This is a genomic window from Frankia umida (assembly GCF_023242945.1).
Lineage (GTDB): Bacteria > Actinomycetota > Actinomycetes > Frankiales > Frankiaceae > Frankia > Frankia umida.
In genome coordinates this window covers 1-17,451 of record NZ_JALKFT010000019.1, presented here as the reverse complement: position 1 = coordinate 17,451, position 17,451 = coordinate 1, and the positions used below count along the sequence as shown (strand labels likewise).

The 17,451-nt window shown below is 72.3% G+C and carries 9 protein-coding genes and 1 pseudogene; 7 read left to right on the top strand and 3 right to left on the bottom strand.

Annotation, left to right across the window (positions count from 1 at the left end; all coding sequences use genetic code 11):
* The first annotated feature begins 254 nt into the window (after window positions 1-254).
* Window positions 255-2,819, top strand: a complete 2,565-nt coding sequence (locus MXD59_RS17785) for an FHA domain-containing protein (protein ID WP_248825820.1) — start codon at window positions 255-257, stop codon at window positions 2,817-2,819.
* A gap of 268 nt (window positions 2,820-3,087) precedes the next feature.
* On the opposite strand, the gene MXD59_RS17780 is transcribed toward MXD59_RS17785, so the two are convergent.
* Together MXD59_RS17780 and MXD59_RS17775 are read right to left on the bottom strand one after the other, a co-directional pair.
* Complete coding sequence (locus MXD59_RS17780) at window positions 3,088-3,375, bottom strand: DUF559 domain-containing protein (protein ID WP_248825819.1); 288 nt, start codon at window positions 3,373-3,375, stop codon at window positions 3,088-3,090.
* Between the two features lie 550 nt (window positions 3,376-3,925).
* On the bottom strand, window positions 3,926-6,205 hold the full coding sequence (locus MXD59_RS17775) for a protein kinase domain-containing protein (protein WP_248825818.1): 2,280 nt from the start codon (window positions 6,203-6,205) through the stop codon (window positions 3,926-3,928).
* Between the two features lie 311 nt (window positions 6,206-6,516).
* Between MXD59_RS17775 and MXD59_RS17770 the strand changes: the two genes are divergently transcribed.
* A complete protein-coding gene (locus MXD59_RS17770; RefSeq protein ID WP_248825817.1) occupies window positions 6,517-7,980 on the top strand; it encodes a hypothetical protein in 1,464 nt (487 codons plus the stop codon).
* A gap of 4 nt (window positions 7,981-7,984) precedes the next feature.
* Here MXD59_RS17770 and MXD59_RS17765 read toward each other — a convergent pair whose 3' ends face one another.
* Window positions 7,985-9,043, bottom strand: coding sequence for an Acg family FMN-binding oxidoreductase (locus MXD59_RS17765; protein ID WP_248825816.1), 1,059 nt, complete (start codon window positions 9,041-9,043; stop codon window positions 7,985-7,987).
* 183 nt (window positions 9,044-9,226) lie between these two features.
* Between MXD59_RS17765 and MXD59_RS17760 the strand changes: the two genes are divergently transcribed.
* The 5 genes and pseudogenes from MXD59_RS17760 to MXD59_RS17740 form a co-directional block, all read left to right on the top strand.
* Window positions 9,227-9,886, top strand: a complete 660-nt coding sequence (locus tag MXD59_RS17760) for a hypothetical protein (RefSeq protein WP_248825815.1) — start codon at window positions 9,227-9,229, stop codon at window positions 9,884-9,886.
* A gap of 74 nt (window positions 9,887-9,960) precedes the next feature.
* Window positions 9,961-12,579: a HelD family protein gene (locus MXD59_RS17755; RefSeq protein ID WP_248825814.1), complete on the top strand. Its 2,619-nt coding sequence runs from the start codon at window positions 9,961-9,963 to the stop codon at window positions 12,577-12,579.
* A 478-nt stretch (window positions 12,580-13,057) separates the two neighbouring features.
* Window positions 13,058-14,374: a glycosyltransferase gene (locus MXD59_RS17750; RefSeq protein WP_248825813.1), complete on the top strand. Its 1,317-nt coding sequence runs from the start codon at window positions 13,058-13,060 to the stop codon at window positions 14,372-14,374.
* 73 nt (window positions 14,375-14,447) lie between these two features.
* On the top strand, window positions 14,448-17,186 hold the full coding sequence (locus MXD59_RS17745) for a PA14 domain-containing protein (RefSeq protein WP_248825812.1): 2,739 nt from the start codon (window positions 14,448-14,450) through the stop codon (window positions 17,184-17,186).
* Window positions 17,183-17,451 (top strand): annotated as a pseudogene (locus tag MXD59_RS17740) (hypothetical protein); the annotation flags it as partial. The gene MXD59_RS17745 and the pseudogene MXD59_RS17740, both read left to right, overlap by 4 nt.

Sequence of the window (17,451 nt, the reverse complement as noted above, 5' to 3'; positions counted from 1 at the left end):
CATCCCTCGGCGCTACGATCGGACATCCGGCATGATCGGTGAGCGCGCGTGATCGTTCGGCATGCCACCGCTGCCCGGCGCCCGGGCGGCGACGCACGATCGGGTGGCGACATCAACGGGGGTGACAGGGTCCACGGGGGTGAGAGCGTCCACGGGGATGACGGTGCCCGAGCGGGTGACGGCGCCCGCGCGGGTGACAAGGTGGAGTTCGGCGGGGCATCCCGGCCAGAGTCCCGTCGCGAAGGGGGATACACGTGCAGACGACCTTCCTGAGAGTCGTCACTGAGGCCGGCGCGGCCACGGTGCCCGCCGACGCCCAGTTCATCATCGGCCGTGCCCGGACCGCCGACTACGTGATCGCCGACAGTCGGGTCTCCCGTCGCCACCTCCTGCTCGAGCAGACCTCGGGCGGCTGGGTGGTCCGCGACATCAGCTCCAACGGCACCTGGCTGGACGGGCAGCGGATGCCCGAGGCCGTGGCCGTGGACGACGAGCTGCGGCTGCGCCTGGGCACCCCGACCGGCCCCGAGGTCGTCGTGCACCCCGAGTTCCCGCAGGGCCGTGGGCAGCTCGACGAGCCGGCCTACGACCCCGGCTACGACATGCAGACGATGCTGCCGAACTCGTCCGGGTACACCCCGCCCCGAGCGGCCCCCCGCGGCCCGGGGCGCCCCCACCAGGGCCCCACCAGCCCGGCCCAGCGCGGACGCGACTACGACGACTACGACGACCGCCGCCGTGGTGAGCGCTCCGGTGGCCTGACCAGCCTCGAGCAGGAGCACGAGCGGCGCACCACCTACCGCCTGCGCCAGGGCACGATGTCCATCGGCCGCGCCCGGGACAACGACGTCGTCATCACCGACCTGCTCGCCTCCCGCCGCCACGCCGAGCTCTACATCGGACGCTCCGGTGTGCAGATCGCCGACCTCGACTCGGCCAACGGCGTGTTCGTCAACGGTCGCCGGATCAACCGGATCGCGCTCGAACAGGGCGATGTCATCGCCGTCGGTCACCACATCTTCCAGCTCGAGGGTGACCAGCTCGTCGAGTACATCGACTCCGGGGATGTCAGCTTCGAGGCCGAGGCGCTCAACGTCTGGGCCGGCCAGAAGCAGCTCATGCACGACATGACGTTCAAGCTGCCCGGCCGCGCCCTGCTCGGCGTCGTCGGCCCGTCCGGCGCCGGCAAGTCGACACTGCTCAACGCGCTCACCGGGTTCCGTCCCGCCGACAAGGGCACCGTCCGCTACGCCGGTCGGGACCTCTACTCCGAGTACGACGAACTGCGCCGCCGGATCGGCTACGTCCCGCAGGAGGACCTGCTCCACACCTCACTCACCGTGCGCAAGGCCCTCGAGTTCGGCGCCGAGCTGCGTTTCCCACCGGACGTCACCAAGACCGAGCGCCGTAACCGCGTCGACGAGGTACTCGCCGAACTCGGCCTCAAACAGCACGCCAACACCCAGGTCGCGCGCCTGTCCGGCGGCCAGCGCAAGCGGACGTCGGTGGCCCTCGAGCTGCTGACCCGCCCCACCCTGCTCTACCTGGACGAGCCCACCTCCGGCCTCGACCCGGGCATGGACAAGAACGTCATGGAGTCGCTGCGTAACCTCGCGGACGACGGCCGGACGGTCATCGTGGTCACCCACAGTGTCGCCCAGCTCGACCTGTGCGACTACATCCTCGTGCTCGCACCCGGCGGTTACGTGGCCTACTTCGGCCCGCCGCAGGACGCTCTCTCCTTCTTCGGCAAGCGCGACTACCCGGATGTCTTCCTCCAGCTCGAGGCGATGCCCGGAGTCGAGTCGGCCGCCCGTTTCCGTAACTCGCGGTACTACGTCCCGGCGTCGATCACCGCCCCCTCCGCGCGCCCCGCCCCGGAGGAGCTACCCTCCCTCCGGCAGCAGTCGGTCCTGTCGCAGCTGGTGACGCTCAGCCGACGAACCATGGCCGTCGTCGCCTCCGACAAGTCCTATCTGCGCCTCATCATCGCGTTCCCGTTCCTGCTGGGCCTCATTCCCCGAGCTATCGGCGGAAACTTCGAACTCTCCGCCACCCAGGCCAAACAGCTGTCCCCGAACTCGGACGGCCCCACCATCCTGCTGATCATGGTTCTCTGTGCCTGTTTCATGGGTATGGCGAACTCGGTCCGCGAGATCGTGAAAGAACGCGCGATCTACCGTCGCGAGAGAGCCATCGGCCTGTCCCGAACGGCCTATATCGGCTCGAAGGTCCTCGTCCTGACCCTCATCACCGTGGCGCAGGCGATCCCCTTCACCCTGATCGGTCTCGCCGGGCGAACACCGCAGTCAAGCCTGATCCTCGGCAACTCGCTGGTGGCCATGCTGATCGCGGTGATCGTCGTCTCGCTCTCCTCGGCGATGCTCGGCCTGCTGATCTCCGCCATGGTCGACAACGCCGACAAGACCATGCCGCTGCTGGTCCTGCTCACCATGGGTCAGCTGATCTTCTCCGGTGGCATCGTCCCTGTTCACGGCACTGCCGGCCTCGAGCAGGTCGCCTACATCGCCCCCGCCCGCTGGGGTTTCGCCTCGATGGCCGCCGTCGGTGACCTCAACCGGATCAGCCTCGCCGGCGTCAACCGCCCCGACGACCCCACCAAAAAGATCAACCCGAAGGTCGTCGTCGACCCCACCTGGCAGCACACCGTCTCCACCTACGCCACCGACATCGCCGCCGGTATGGCCGTCGGCATCATCTGCATCATCATCGCCTCCATCCTCATCCGCCGGATGGACCCCAAAACCGTCAAACGCGCCCCCGCCACCACCGCCGTCGCCGGCGCCCCTCCGCGCTAACCCCGCCAGCCAGCACAGCGCCCGGCTCGTTTCCTCTCCCCGGAAAAGGGGCGCGCACAGCGCGCTCCTTTTTTGCGTCCCTTGCCCAGGTAGGCCGCCCCCACCACGCCGCCCGCTACTCCCCGCGGTGGGCTGCGCGGCAAGATCCCGCTACGCGGGTCGCCGTGGGGGGGCAAATCGGACACGAATACCCCCACGGCGACCCGTGTAGCTTTCGCCGGACCGAGCTGCCCAGGCGGCTGTGACGGACGGTGACTTTCGTCAAGTGTCAGCCTGGGCTGCCGCGCAGGGAGCGGGTGGCGCGGCGGGATTCGGCGTCGCGCAGGGCCGCGCGGACGGTCTCGGTCAGGCGGCGGGCGTGGGCGGTCGCGTCCAGGAAGGTGAAGCGGAGAACCTCCCAGCCCAGGTGGACGAGCTGGTTCTGACGGTGCCGGTCGCGGAAGAGCGCCTGAGGCTCGCTGTGCGGGCCGACGCCGTCCGCCTCGAGGGCAAGTAACGCTGTGGGCCAGGCGAAGTCAAGGCGGGCGACGATGCTGCCGGTAGCCGGATCGCGCACCCGCCACTGGGTTTCCTCCGGTGGCAGGCCGGCGTCGCAGAGCAGCAGCCGGACAGAAAGGCAAGATCCTCAAGTGTTCGCGGTAACGAACTGGTGGGCAGGCCGGAGAGGTCCGCGACCTCATCGGGGGTGTGGGTCGACCGGTGCCGACGGTAGCCGTTGCGCAGACGAGCATGGTCGGCGTTCGGAAACGCGAGGTCGACCGGCTCATCCGACCGGCGCTCGGGAAGGCCGGGCACGCCATGAAGCCGAGCGGCGGTCAGGCCGCAGATCGTGCCGCCGTGTCCTGATCGCGTCGGGGGACAGACCGAGCGCGAGGGCCTGGGCGCGGGTGACGACGTCATCCTGTCGCCGGGCGAGGGTGATCACCCGGTCGAGAGCCTGATCCATCCGCCGAGTCCGCGGCCCGAGGACCGTCCAGCGAAACGCCCGCCGGGCGGCTGTGGACAGCCCCGACCCCTGTGGACGAGGACCGAGCTCCGGCACCCGCCGCGGAAAAAGAAGGCGGGGTGTGCGACGCCCGGTCGTTTGGCCGCGTGGTGGGGACCCGTCAGCCGGCGTTCCAGCGGACGTGGGCGGGCAGCGTGTTGCCGGGGGTGATCCGGTGGTCGGTGCCAGCGGGATTCTGCAGGTCGAGGACGTGGAGCTGCTTGTCCTCACCTGGTCGCTGCGCGCTGAAGACCAGACGGCCGTCGGGTGCGGGTGCGAACGTCGGGTCCTGGTCGTCGCCGGGAGTGTCGGTGACCTGCACGGGCGGCGAGCCGCCGGAGTCCATTTCGAAGATCTCCAGGTTCCCGTTGACGGAGCGGGTGAACGCGATCTTCCCGCCGTCCGGGGACCAGGCCGGGTCGGAGTCCCCGTTGCCCTGCCCCTCGGTCAACCGGTTCGCCTTGGCGCCGGGTTCGGTGCCGATGGTGACGATGAAGCCGCGCTCACCATCCGCCGTGTTGGCCCAGTAGGCGATCTTGTCGCCGCTCGGGGACCAGGCCGGATCGGTGGCACGCGGCGCGGCCCCGGCGATCCGGGAGACCTTGGACGTATCGATCTGCACGACGTACAGGCCGGCCTGGGATGCGCCAGTACCGTCTGTCAGCGAGCGGGTCACGATGGAACCGCCGTCGGGCGAGAACGACGGGCGGGTGTCGTCCGGGATCCTGAGCTTCGCGGCCTCGCCGGTGGTGAACAGCGGGAAGGGTTTGCCGGCGCCGTCGGCGGCGATGGCCATGTACTGGTTGCGGCCGTCGGTGCCCTTGGCGAAGTAGACGATGGTCTTGCGCTCCGGGCGGATGACCGGAAGGATCTCGTCGCCGGCGTCGGAGGTGATCTGCTTCTCGTTCGTGATCTCGCCAGTGCCGGCGGGGACCGTCGCGGTGAACAGGTTGTAGCTGCCGTTCTTCTTCGCGGTGTAGACGATCTGATCCTTGCCCAGCGCCTGGGCGGATTCCGGCAGCGCGGTGGTCGCGGGGGCCGTCGACGTGGCCGAGGCGCCGCCGGTGGCGGTGGGAGTGGCGGTGTCGTCGTCCTTGCCGCCGCTGGCGATGGCCAGGACGACGGCGAGGATCGCGCCGACAGCGACGATGGCGCCGCCGATGAGCAGCGGAGTCCGGTTCGAGCGCCTGTGCGGGCCAGGCGGTGTGCCGGGTGCACCCGGGGCGGTACCGGGCCCGTCCGGGCCGGAGCCGCCGAGGCGGGTGGGGGTCTGCCCGCCGACCGTGCCCTCAGCGGGCCCGGCGCCCGGCCGGAAACCGGAGGTGGGCAGGCGGGTGGCGTCGTCGGGGCCGGCGGTGTAGCCGGCGCTGGTGTGCTGCCCGCCGGTGTGTGGGGCGCCCGTGTACGGCGCGCCGGCGTAGGAGGTGGGGCCGGTGGCCCCGGCGGTGGCGCCGCCCGCGCCGGTCGCGCTGTCGGGACCGGGGACGGGCAGCTGCCAGCCCTGCAGGACGTTGGTGACGTCCTCGGGGTTGACGGCGGCGGCCGCGTCCGGGTTGGAGCTGGAGGGGTCGCCGAGCAGGCGGAGCATGAGCTGCTGGGCGCTGGGGCGGCCGTTGGGGTCCTTGCGCATCGCGAGCCAGACGATGGGACGCAGGGCCGCGTCCACGTCGTCGAGGCGGGGGTCCTCGTGCAGCGCCCGGTAGAGCAGCACCTGCGCCGAACCCTCGCCGAACGGGTAGTGGCCGGTGGCGGCGTAGGCGACCAGGCCGCCCCAGGCCCAGACGTCCACCGCCGAGGTGATCGGGCTGCTCTCGATCTGCTCGGGGGACATGAACGCGGGCGTGCCGAGCTGCTGCAGGTCACCGGTCAGGCCGCTGCCCGCATCGGCGGTGCGGGCGATACCGAAGTCGATCACGCGCGGGCCGAAGGGGGAGAGGATGACGTTGGCGGGCTTGAGGTCGCGGTGGATGATCCCGGCGCTGTGGATGGCGGTCAGCGCCGCGGCGACACCGACGGCGAGCTGCTCGAGGTTCGCGTCCGCCAGCGGGCCGTTGCGCTGCACGTAGCGCGAGAGGGTCTCACCCTCGATGAACTCGGTGACGATGTAGGGCCACTCGGCGTCGGGGTCGGCGTCGAGGACCTCGGCGGTGCAGACCCGGGCGACGCGGCGCGCCGTCTCGGCCTCGAGCCGGAACCGGGCGCGGAACTCGGGGTTGCTGACCGCCTCGTTGCGGATCACCTTGATCGCGACAAGTCGGCCCTTCGCCGAACGGCCCAGGTACACCTTGCCCATGCCGCCCTTGCCGAGCTGCCCGAGCAGCCGGTACGACCCGAGTTCGCGGGGGTCGTCCGCGTCCAGGGGGACGGTGCGCGCCGCCACCTCAGCATCCGATGATGCCATCGCTCCCGTTTCCCCTACCTGCCGCGCTTCGGTTACCGACCGTACGAGATCACGCCGTGTGGTGACCCCGTCGGCGTCCCGTGCCGACCTTTGATCGCTCATCTGCCGATCCGCCGTCCGGCGGTTCACCTGAGGAAAATCTTAGGCGAGGTTCGCTGGTCACCGATACGGCGGGGCGTCCCGAAAGGCCAAAACGGTCTGTCATCGGAAAGACAGGCATGGACCGGCGCCCGGCGCATCCCCTTCCCGGAACCTGTGCCATCGTCAGGTTCAGATCATGTCCGCCGACCGAAGGCCCAGGAGTCAGATCGATGGTTGGGACCGCACCCCGCGCCACAGTCCGCACCGCTGTCCGCGGCAGGGGACGCGGCCTGCGCAGCATCGCCACCCTGGCCGGTGCGGCGATGCTGTTCGTCCCCGCGGCCTGCGGCAGCGACGGCGGTGACAGCAGCGGCCCGACGGACGCCACCCCGGTGGCCAGCACGTCCCGGTCCCCGGCGGCGGTGCGGACCACGCCGGCCTGGGGCTTCGCGCGCTTCACCGACGCGGCCGCGAAGATCGGCGTGGCCACGACTGTCCCGGCGACGGCGAGTGCCGGCAGCTGGCGCTCGAGCGCCCCTCAGAGCACCCCGGGCACCCCGCGCACCCAGGACGGGCAGGTCAGCGTCATCCACCAGGCGACCGGCAGCTACCGGGTGACCTTCCCGGGCCTGGCCGTCCGCGGCGGGCGCGGCATCCCGCTGGTCACCGCCCTGGACGCGGCCGCCAGCACGGGCGCCGCCAGCGCGGAACCGACCGCCCCCGTCGTGTCCTGCCACGTGGTCCGCTGGGATGCGGCGGGCACGGCCGAGCAGGTCGACCTGACCTGCCGCGACGCCGCCGGAACCGCCACGGACTCGGCCTTCACCGCGATGTTCACCTACGTCCCGCAGCCATCCACCGCCACACCGGCCGCGACGTCCACCACGCCGGCCGCGACGTCCACCGCCGCGACGTCCACCGCCACGCCGACGACGTCCACGTCCCCGTCCGCCGAGCCGGTGACGGGCGCGGGGGCGTACGCCTACCTGCGCCTGGACGACGCGTCGGCACCGACGGCCAAGCCGGCGGACGAGTACAGCGTGAGCGGCCCGGGGACGATCGAGGTCCGCCGGGTCGGGGCTGGGCACTACACGATCGACCTGATCGGCCCGGCGTTCGCGAAGGACGGGAACAACCTTCAGGTCAACGCGATCGGTGACGACTCGGTGGGCTGCAACGCGCTCGGACGGGTGGTCGGGGCGGACCGGCAGTCGGTGTTCGTCGGCTGCGCCCGCGGCGCCACCGGCACGGACAGCCCGTTCGTCCTGCTCTACACCAGCGGGCACGCCCTGATCCCCCAGGCGCAGGACGCGACGAGCTTCGGTCACGCCTTCACCGGTGTCTCCGTGCGGGGCGGGCCGACGCAGCAGGCTCCGATCGGTGCGCCGGTGAACGCCTGGGGCTGGTACTCGGCGAACAGCACCGGCGCCACCAACCAGGTCCGTCGGCTGGCCATCGGACGGTACGAGGTGAGTTTCCCCGGTGTCGCGCGTACCCCTGACCTGGTGGCGGTCACCCCCTACGGCGAACCCACCGCCCGCTGCTCCGCCACCGACGGCACCGGCACCGGCGCTGGAACCGGTACCAGCACCGGCGCGCCAGGTGGGACGGCCACGATCACGGTGCGCTGCGTCAACGCCGCCGGCCAGCCCGCTGACAGCTTCGCCAGCGTCGCCTACACCACCGCCGCGTAGGCGCTCAGGGGACGCGCAGGACGTCCTCGACCCGGCGGCGCGCGGTGGCGGGCGTCGGCGGGGAGTCGGGATGGGGGTAGCCGACGCGCAGGATCATCTGCACGTGGCCGAGGCCGCCGGTGGCGGCGCGGAACCTCTCCCGTAGCCCGGCCATGTCGATGGCCTGCGACATCGGCGAGGTGACCAGGCCCAGCGTGGTGGCGGTGAGCAGGACACGCTGCATCGCCTCGCCGGCGCGCAGCCGGTCGACGGGTGTGTCCGCGTCGGTGCCGATGAGCAGGATGTCGGGATGTTCGATCGAGCCGGCGAGTTCGGGTGCGATGCCGGCCGCGGCGGTGAGGTCGACGTCCAGGTCACGCAGTGGGAACTCGGACTGGCGGGGAACCTCGGTGGGCACGACGACGCTGCGCGGGATGCCGTCCGGTGCGGGCGCCGTGCGACTCCAGAGGGCCAGCTCCGCCTGGTAGTCGGCGTCGTGCGCCTCGATCCAGGCGGCCCGCGACAGCAGGACGGCGACCTGGAGTCGCAGGGTCCGGTCGGTCGGCGCGGTCAGCCAGGCGCCCTGCGCCTCGGCGGCGACGCGCAGCCGGTCGACGGTGCTGGGGGTCAGCGGCCGCGGATCGAACGGTCGGCGGTCGGTGTGCCGGTGCGGGATCGCGGCGGCCAGCGCGCACTCGGCGTCGACCGGTGGGCGCCGCCCGGCCAGGGCGATCCGGGCCAGCGGCCGGGTCCGCAGGTCGTCGCCGTCCGGAAAGAGGGTGATCCGCGGGTCCAGGCCGTGCATGCGCAGGGCGAGCGTGGCGTTGTGGAGCGCCGCGCCGCAGCTGAGCAGCAGCTGACGCCCGTCCGGATCGACGACGCCGAGCTGACGGTCGACGTCGGCCCGCAGCGTCAGCGCCGCCCCGGCCGGCGCCCCACCGGGCAGAGCCGGATCGAGATACCACAGCCAGGGCTGGGTGTTGTGGATGGACGGCGCCGCGACGGCCGTCGCGACCACCTCCCGCGCCAGCCCGGTGGTCAGCTCCGGCGAGCACGATACGGACTGCGCCGCTTCGGTGGACATGTCACCCTCCCCTGCCTGGTACCTGCCCCAACTACCTGTTCCAGCGTGCGGGAGAGGTGGCCGTCCCGACATGCGCCGATCGGAACCTGCTGGGAAGGACGGTCGACTGCCGCCCGGGGGCCGCCTGGCACCTGCACGGGCCGGCGCGGAGTCACGGTCACCTCACGCGGGTAGCCCCATGGCATGGCAACTGACATCGAGGCGGTGGTCGCGGAACTGCTCGAGCGGCACGGGCGCACGTTCGCCGAGGAGATCGGCGCCGACGTGCCGGCGGACACCGCCGAGGGGATGTTCGCCCTGACCGTCTTCGCGGTGCTCGCGGGCGCGCCGATCCGGACACCGTCCGCCGTGGCGGCCTGCCGGGCACTTCTGGACGCCGGCTGGACCGACGCCGCGGCGATGGCGGAGGCGACCGGGACGCGGCGCACTGAGGTGCTTCGGGGCAACGGCTACGCCGGCTACGACGAAAGCATCTCCCACCAGCTCGAAGCGGCCTGCCGCTACCTGTCCGACACCTACGACGGTGACATCCGTGGCCTGCGCCGGGCCGCCGACGGCTCGCCGGAACGCGAACGGGCCCTGCTCCAGCGGATCAACGGCATCGGCCCGGTCGGCGCCGACATCTTCCTGCGGGAGGCCCAGGCCGGCTGGGACGAGCTGATCCCCTACATCGACGAACGGGTGTGCCGCACCGCCCGCGAGCTCGGCCTGCCCACGAGTGCCACCCGGCTGGCCGACCTCGTCGAACGCACCGATCTGCCTCGTCTGGTGGCCGCCCTGGTGCGGGTACGGCAGGAACACGACGTCACGGACCTGCGTGAGTCGACCTCCGGGATGTCCTGACCAGCCCCGTCTCCGCCGAACGTTCGGCGGTATCCGTAATCTGGAGCGGTTGACTTTCTCGGAGGGGAGCGATCGTGGCGACCACGCAGGACGTGGAGCGTGCCCGGGAGCAGGCGTACCTGGACCGCCTTTACACCCGCCTTGACGAGGTTCGCCAGATCACCCGGGACCAGCTGCGCGGCGTGCTGCTCGCGGTCGGCACCGGCACCCCGCAGTCGGTGGTCGAACGCGACGTCTTCGCCGCCGCCCACGCCGACCGCCTGGCCCGCCTGGACGCGGCCGAAGGCCGGCTGTGCTTCGGCGCGATGGATCACACCGACGGTCAGCGCACCTACATCGGGCGGATCGGCCTGTCCGACAGCGAGCAGGAGCCGATGCTCGTCGACTGGCGGGCACCGGTGGCCACCGCCTTCTACCGGGCGACGCTGGCCGATCCGCACGGCCTGCTGCGTCGCCGCCATCTGCGCACCCGCGGCCGCGAGGTCACCGGCATCGCCGACGACCCGCTGAGCGGCGCCCTCGGCACCGACCCGTCGCCCGCGTCCGACGCCGCCGAGTCGTCCGGCACCTCCGGCACCTCCGGCACCTCCGGGTCGTCCGGGGACTCGGTGCTGCTGGAGGCGCTGTCCGCGCCGCGCACCGGCCGGATGCACGACATCATCGCCACCCTTCAGGCCGAGCAGGACCGGGTGATCCGCGCCCGTGCGAACGGCATCCTCGTCGTCGACGGCGGCCCCGGCACCGGCAAGACAGCCGTCGCGCTGCACCGCGCCGCCTACCTGCTCTACAACGACCGGGCCCGGCTGGACCAGTCCGGAGTGCTGATAGTCGGGCCGAGCCCGGTGTTCCTGCGCTACATCGACCAGGTGCTCCCCTCCCTCGGGGAGACCGGTGTGGTCTTCGCGACCCCGGCGCGGCTGTTCCCCGGCGTCGAGGCGACCGGCACCGAACCGGTCGAGGTCGCCACCCTCAAGGGTGACCCACGGATGGCGGACGTGATCGCCGCCGCGATCCGTGACCGCCAGCGCGTGCCCTCCGGTGGTCTGAACCTCGCCTACGACGGGATGACGCTGCGGGTCAGCCAGGACCGGGTCGCCCGGGCCCGTACCCGTGCGCGCCGCAGCCGCCGCCCGCACAACGGCGCTCGCCGGGTGTTCCTGCGCGAACTGCTCGCCGAGCTCACCAACCAGGTCGTCCGGCAGGTCCCCGGCGGCCTGCTCGACCAGGACGAACGCCGCCAGATCACCGGTGACCTGTGGACCGACGACGTCGTGCGGCGCGCCCTCGACGCCCTGTGGCCGCTGCTCACCGCGCAGCAGCTCATCGGTGACCTGCTGCACCAGCCCGCCGTCCTGGCCCGCGCCGCCGGTAACCACCTCACCCCCGCCGAACGAGCCCTGCTGACCCCCAGCCCCAGCCCCAGCTCCGCCTCGGCCTCGGCCCACGCGGACGCGGACGATGACCTGTTCGCCCCGGCCAACCTGCTCACCCCCACCCAGCCGACGCCCCAGCCCCAGCCCCGGGACCTGGCCTCCGGGCGGATCCCGCATCCACGGATACCGGGCGGCGCGGCCACGGCGGGCGGGTCGGCCACGGCGGGCGGGGCCACCGGGGAGTGGACACCGGCGGATGTCGCGCTGCTCGACGAGGCGGCGGAACTCCTCGGCGATCCGGACGAGGAAGCCGGTCTGGAGGCGGCTCGCCGTGCCGAGCAGGAGCGTGCCGAGGAGCGTGAGTACGCCCGCGGCGTCGTCGACATGCTGGGCCTGGACGGCCAGATCGACGCGGACGCGCTGGCCGACCGCTGGGCTGGTCCACGCACCCGACGCAGCGCCGCCGAGCATGCCAGCCTCGACCGTGGCTGGGCGTTCGGCCACCTGATCGTGGACGAGGCCCAGGAGATCTCACCGATGCTGTGGCGGCTGCTGTGGCGCCGCTGCCCGGGGCGCACCGCCACCCTGGTCGGCGACCTCGCCCAGACGGCCCGCCCGGGCGCGCCGACCCAGTGGGAGCGGCTGCTCGCCCCGGTGGTCGACGACCGGTTCACCATCGAGCGGCTCACGGTCAACTACCGCACCCCCCAGGAGATCATGGATGTGGCCGCCGAGGTCCTGCGCGCGCAGGACCCGGACCTGGTCGCACCGGTGTCGGTGCGCTCGGTGGGCCGGCGCCCCACGGCGCTGCGGGCCGGCGACGTGCCGGTGGAGCAGGTGACCGGCCTTGGCCCGATGCTCGCGCAGCGGCCGGTGCTCCCCGGCGAGCCGACCGCCGAGGTGATCGCCGCTGTCGCGCACGCCGCCGAACGCGAGGCGCTGCGCCTGGGCCTGGGCGGCCACGACGGATCGGCGGGTTCGGGTCGGGTCGCGGTCATCGCTCGGCCCAGGGACGTCCAGCCCCTGCGCTCGGCGTTGATCGCGCTGATGCCCGAACTCGCCGTCACCCCCGACTCGATCGACCCGACCAGCGTCGCCGGTAACGCGCTGGACGCCCCGGTCGCCGTGCTCAGCGTCGCCGAGACCAAGGGCCTGGAGTTCGACGCGGTCGTGCTCGTCGAACCCGCCGACCTGCTCGCCGAACCGACCCGCGGGCTCGCCGACCTCTACGTCGCGCTGACCCGGGCCACCCGCTCCCTGTGCGTCGTGCACTCCGGTGACCTGCCCGACATGCTGCGCGACGGCCTCGACCCCGCCTGACCCCGCCGGATTCAACCGGACCCCACCGGATTCGGTCGGACCCCACTGGATTCGGTCGGACCCGTTTCGCCCGCGACCCTCGGTGCGGGCCGTCATCCGGCGTGCGGTCTTCCCGGGTGAGACATGCTCCCTGGCCCGCCAGAAACGGAATCTCGGCGCAGGAAGTAAGCGGTTGAAGATGCAGTGAATTCCTGGCGGGAATGTCGGGAATTTCATGCCGGGTTGGGCCACGTTGTGGATGCTGTAGATGTTCTGGTTGTGTCTCGGAGTGTGCCGGGTGGGTGCTCTGGCCCCTCGTGCGGGCGTGTGCGTGTACTTTTTCCACCGGCCGTCAAATGTTCGGCCGAGGGTCGGCCCGGGGGAGCGGTAAAGGGCCGAAGTTCGGCCTGTAAACCTGGGGGAAGTTCGTCATGCTCTTGGTAAGAAATATGCCTGTGGGGCGACAGAAATCATTCCTGGGCTGGCTGCGGTGACACCGATGTCCGCGGGTGAACAACCCGACGATCACACCGGAATGCTGCGTCGACCGGACCTGCCGCGCCCCCGCAACCCACCGGACGACGAACCCGTCCCGGTGCGGGGTGTCCGAGGCCCCCACCTCCAGGTGTCGGTGGTGGTGCCGACCCGCAACGAGGTGCACAACGTCGCCCCGTTGCTGCGCCGCCTGGACGCGGCGCTGGCCGGGGTCGCCGGGGAGGTCATCTTCGTCGATGACTCCGACGACGGGACGCAGCGGGAGATCGAGCGGGTCCGCGCGACGGTGCGGCTGCCGGTGCGGATACACCACCGGGCCGCCGGGCAGCGCGCGGGCGGGCTCGGTGGCGCGGTGACCGAGGGCTTCGCCCTGTGCGCGGCGCCGTTCGCCGTGATCATCGACGGTGATCTGCAGCATCCGCCGGAGACGATCCCGGACCTGCTGGCCGCGGCGGTCCGCGACGGTGCCGACGTGGTCGTGGCCAGCCGCTACGTGGCCGGCGGCAGCGCGTCCGGGCTGTCCGGGACGGTCCGCCACTTCGTCTCGTCCGGGTCGAACCTGCTGTGCCGGCTCGCGTTCCCGCGCCGGCTGCGCGGGGTCTCCGACGTGATGAGCGGCTTCTTCCTGGTGCGGGTCGCCGCGGTCGACACCGCGGGACTGCGCCCCGACGGGTACAAGATCCTGTTGGAGCTGCTCGCCACCGCGGGACAGCTGCGGGTGCGCGAGGTCGGCTACACGTTCGCCGAGCGTCACGCCGGGGCGTCCAACGCGTCGATGACCGAGGGTCTGCGGTTCGCCCGCCGCCTGTTCGCCCTGCGGGTGCCGCGGGCCGCCCGGTTCGCGCTGGTCGGCGCGTCCGGCACGGCGCCGAACCTGCTCGGCACCGCCGCGTTGCACCACCTCGGGCTGCACTACCTGGCCGCGGCGATCATCGCCACGCAGGCCGCGATCGCCTGGAACTTCGTCGGCTGTGAGCTGCTGGTCTGGGATCGCCGCGACGGCTCCCGGCTGCGGCGCTATCCGACCTTCGCCCTGCTCAACAACCTGGACCTGGTCATCCGGCTGCCCCTGCTGGCGCTGCTGGTCGGCCGCTGGGGGGTGGGCGTGGGCATCGCGACCCTGCTGTCGCTCGCCGCCGCCGTGCTGGTGCGCTACCTGGTGGTCGACCGGCTGGTCTACCGCACCCGTCCCGTGCCCCCGCCCACCGGACGTCGGGCACCGCGCCACCTGAGCGGCCGGGCCCGTCCCACCGCCCGAGAGCGGACCCTCGTCCCCGCGGCGGCGGCCGCGGGCGAGGAGGCCACCGATGCCCCCGGCTGATCCCAGCCGCGCACGGCGGCACCGGCCAGGGCGGTCAGGGCGGTCCAGACGGCCGAGGCGGGCGCTGCTGGGCGTGGTGCTGCTGGCCTCGGCCGTCGGACAGGGCCTCGCCCTGATCGCGGTGGGCACCCCCGCCCAGGCGCTGACCTGTCCGAACACCGAGTGGAACGCCGACTTCTTCACCGGCACGGCGCTGGCCGGCACCTCGGTCGCCCAGCGCTGCGACGCCGCCGTCGACTTCGACTGGTCGCTGAACGGCCCGGGCGTCACCGGCCTTGGCACCACGAACTACTCCGTGCGCTGGACCCGCACGTTCACCCTCGCCGCCGGCGCCTACACCGCCTCGGTGACCGGAGACGACGGCGTCCGGGTGCTCATCGACGGGCAGCCGGTGGCCGACGGCTGGGGTGACCACGGCCCCCAGACCTACTCCGGTGCGCGCACGCTGACCGCGGGCGCGCACACCGTGGTCGTCGAGTACTACCAGGCCGCCGGCGGCGCGCTGGTCGACCTCGACTTCACCGGCGACCCCGACGGCGACCCGGACCCGGACCCCGGCACCGGCGGCCCGGACTGTCCTGCCGGCCAGTGGTCGGGGCAGTACTTCCCGAACCGGACGCTCGGCGGCACCAGCGTGCCCCGCTGCTCGGCCGACATCGACCACGACTGGGGCGGCGGCGACCCGGGACTGCCCGGCATCGGCGCCGACAACTTCTCCGTCCGCTGGACGCGCACCGAGACGCTCGCCGCCGGCACGCTCGCGCTTACCGTGACCGCCGACGACGGCATCCGGGTGTACGTCGACGGCCAGCCCGTCCTCGACCAGTGGCGCGACCAGGGCCCCACCACCTACACGGCGAACGTGGCGGTCAGCGCCGGCAGCCACGACCTGAAGGTGGAGTACTACGAGCACACCGGCGGCGCGACCGTCCACGTCGGCGAACAGTTCACCGCGGCACCGGTGGCGTCCTGCAACTCGATCCAGTGGTCGGCGCAGTACTTCCCGAACGTGACCCTGACCGGCCCGCCGACGCCGGCCCGCTGCGAGACCGGCCTGCACCATCCCTACGGCAACAGCGGCCCGGACGTGCCCGGTATCGGCACCGACGCCTTCTCCGCCCGCTGGACCAGGGTCGACAGCTTCGCCGGCGGCCCGATCCAGATCACCGCGACGGCGGACGACGGGGTCCGCGTCTACGTCGACGGCACCCGCGTCATCGACGGCTGGAACGATCAGGGCCCGACGACGTTCACCGCGTCCCCGACCCTGACCGCGGGCACCCACACCCTCGTCACCGAGTACTACGAGCGTGCCGGCGGCGCGCAGATCCGGGTCGACTACACCGGGGGCGGTGATCCCGGACCGGTCCCGCCGCCCCCACCCGGCGGCTGCACCGCCGACTGCGGCGGCACCTGGCAGACCCTGAGCTACCAGATGCCCGTGCGCTCCGTGCACGCCAGCGTTCTGCACACCGGAGACGTGCTGCTCGTCGCCGGTTCGGGAAACGACCAGGCGGCGTTCGACTCGCACGCCTTCACCGCCACCGTCTGGAACCCGAGCACCGGCCAGTTCGCGAACGCACCCACTGCGGACGACCTTTTCTGCTCCGGGCATGTACAGCTCCCGGACGGGCGCATTCTGCTGGCCGGCGGAACATCTGCCTATTCGACGCCGACAACGAACTACAAAGGCCTGGCGAAAAGCTATGTCTTCGATCCGGTGGCGGGCACCTACACCGTCACGAACGACCTTCCCGGCGGCGGCCACTGGTATCCGAGCCTGACCGCGCTCGGCACCGGTGACGTCATCGCCGTCGGCGGGCTGGACCAGAACGCGGCGGGCAGTGTGGCCACCGAACAGTTCGACAGCACCCAGGGCCGCTGGCTGCCGGCGGCCCAGGTACCCCAGACGTTCTTCTTCTGGGGGCTCTACCCGGAACTCAAACTGATGTCCGACGGACGGCTGTTCTACGCCGGCGTCCACACGTTCGGCAACGCGCCGACCGCGGCCGGTTCGAACATCTACGATCCGGCCACCGCCACCGTCAACGACGTCCCCGGCCTGCGTGACGTCAACCTGCGTGACCAGGGCGCCTCGGTGCTGCTGCCACCGGCCCAGGCCGGCCGGGTACTGACCCTCGGCGGCGGCAACGGCGACGCCGGCGCCGACGCGATCGCCAGCACCGACCTCATCGACCTGCGTCAGGCCGACCCGCACTGGCAGCCCGGCCCGAACCTGCCCGCGGCGAAGATGTACGTCAGCGCGGTGATCCTGCCCGACGGTCTGGTCCTCGAGACCGGCGGCGGCCGGCACCTGCGTTCCGACCCGGTGCACGAGGCGTCGCTCTACGACCCGGTGACCAACCACTTCACCTCGGTGCCCGCCGATCCGCAGGACCGCACCTACCACTCGCAGGCCTTCCTGCTGCCCGACGGCAGCGTCGCGGCGCTGGGCAACAACCCGCTGGACGGCTCGTTCAACCAGACCATCTCCGTCTACCGGCCGTGGTACATGACCCGGACCCGGCCGTCGATCACCGCCGCCGCCGCCACCTTTGGCTACGGCTCCCATCAGACCCTCGGCGTCACCGGCGACATCGGTCGCGTCACGTTGCTGCGCCCCGCGTCGGTCACCCATCAGGCCGACCCCAACCAGCGCAGCGTCGACCTGCCGGTCACCGCCGGCCAGAACGGCCAGATCAACGTCGACGTCCCCGCCAATCCGAACCTGCTACCGCCGGGGTACTACATGATGTTCGCGCAGAACACCGCCGGGGTTCCCTCGGTCGCCCGCTGGGTCCGGATCGGATGACCGGCCACAGCGGGCGCCGCGGCACCCTGGTGCTCGTCGCGCTGGTGGTGGTGCTGGTCAACGGCGCCGCGGTCGTCCTGGTCCAGCGCGGCCTGCCCACCGGACCCGACGGGCACCCCGCACCCCCCGGCCGTGGGGTGCCCGTCCCCCCCCCCGCTGGGGGGCCCCCCGCCCCGCCCCCGCCCAGCGGGTGCCTCGTCGCTCTTGGGGGGCAGCGACGGGGCGAAGTTGTCCCCGAGGCGTTGCAGGGCGGCCCGGGCGAAGA

Excerpts from the sequence above, each read along its gene's own strand:
- MXD59_RS17775 (WP_248825818.1), bottom strand. The coding sequence starts at position 6,205 with ATGGCATCATCGGATGCTGAGGTGGCGGCGCGCACCGTCCCCCTGGAC.
- MXD59_RS17770 (WP_248825817.1), top strand. The coding sequence starts at position 6,517 with ATGGTTGGGACCGCACCCCGCGCCACAGTCCGCACCGCTGTCCGCGGC.
- MXD59_RS17765 (WP_248825816.1), bottom strand. The coding sequence starts at position 9,043 with ATGTCCACCGAAGCGGCGCAGTCCGTATCGTGCTCGCCGGAGCTGACC.
- MXD59_RS17760 (WP_248825815.1), top strand. The coding sequence starts at position 9,227 with ATGGCAACTGACATCGAGGCGGTGGTCGCGGAACTGCTCGAGCGGCAC.
- MXD59_RS17750 (WP_248825813.1), top strand. The coding sequence starts at position 13,058 with ATGTCCGCGGGTGAACAACCCGACGATCACACCGGAATGCTGCGTCGA.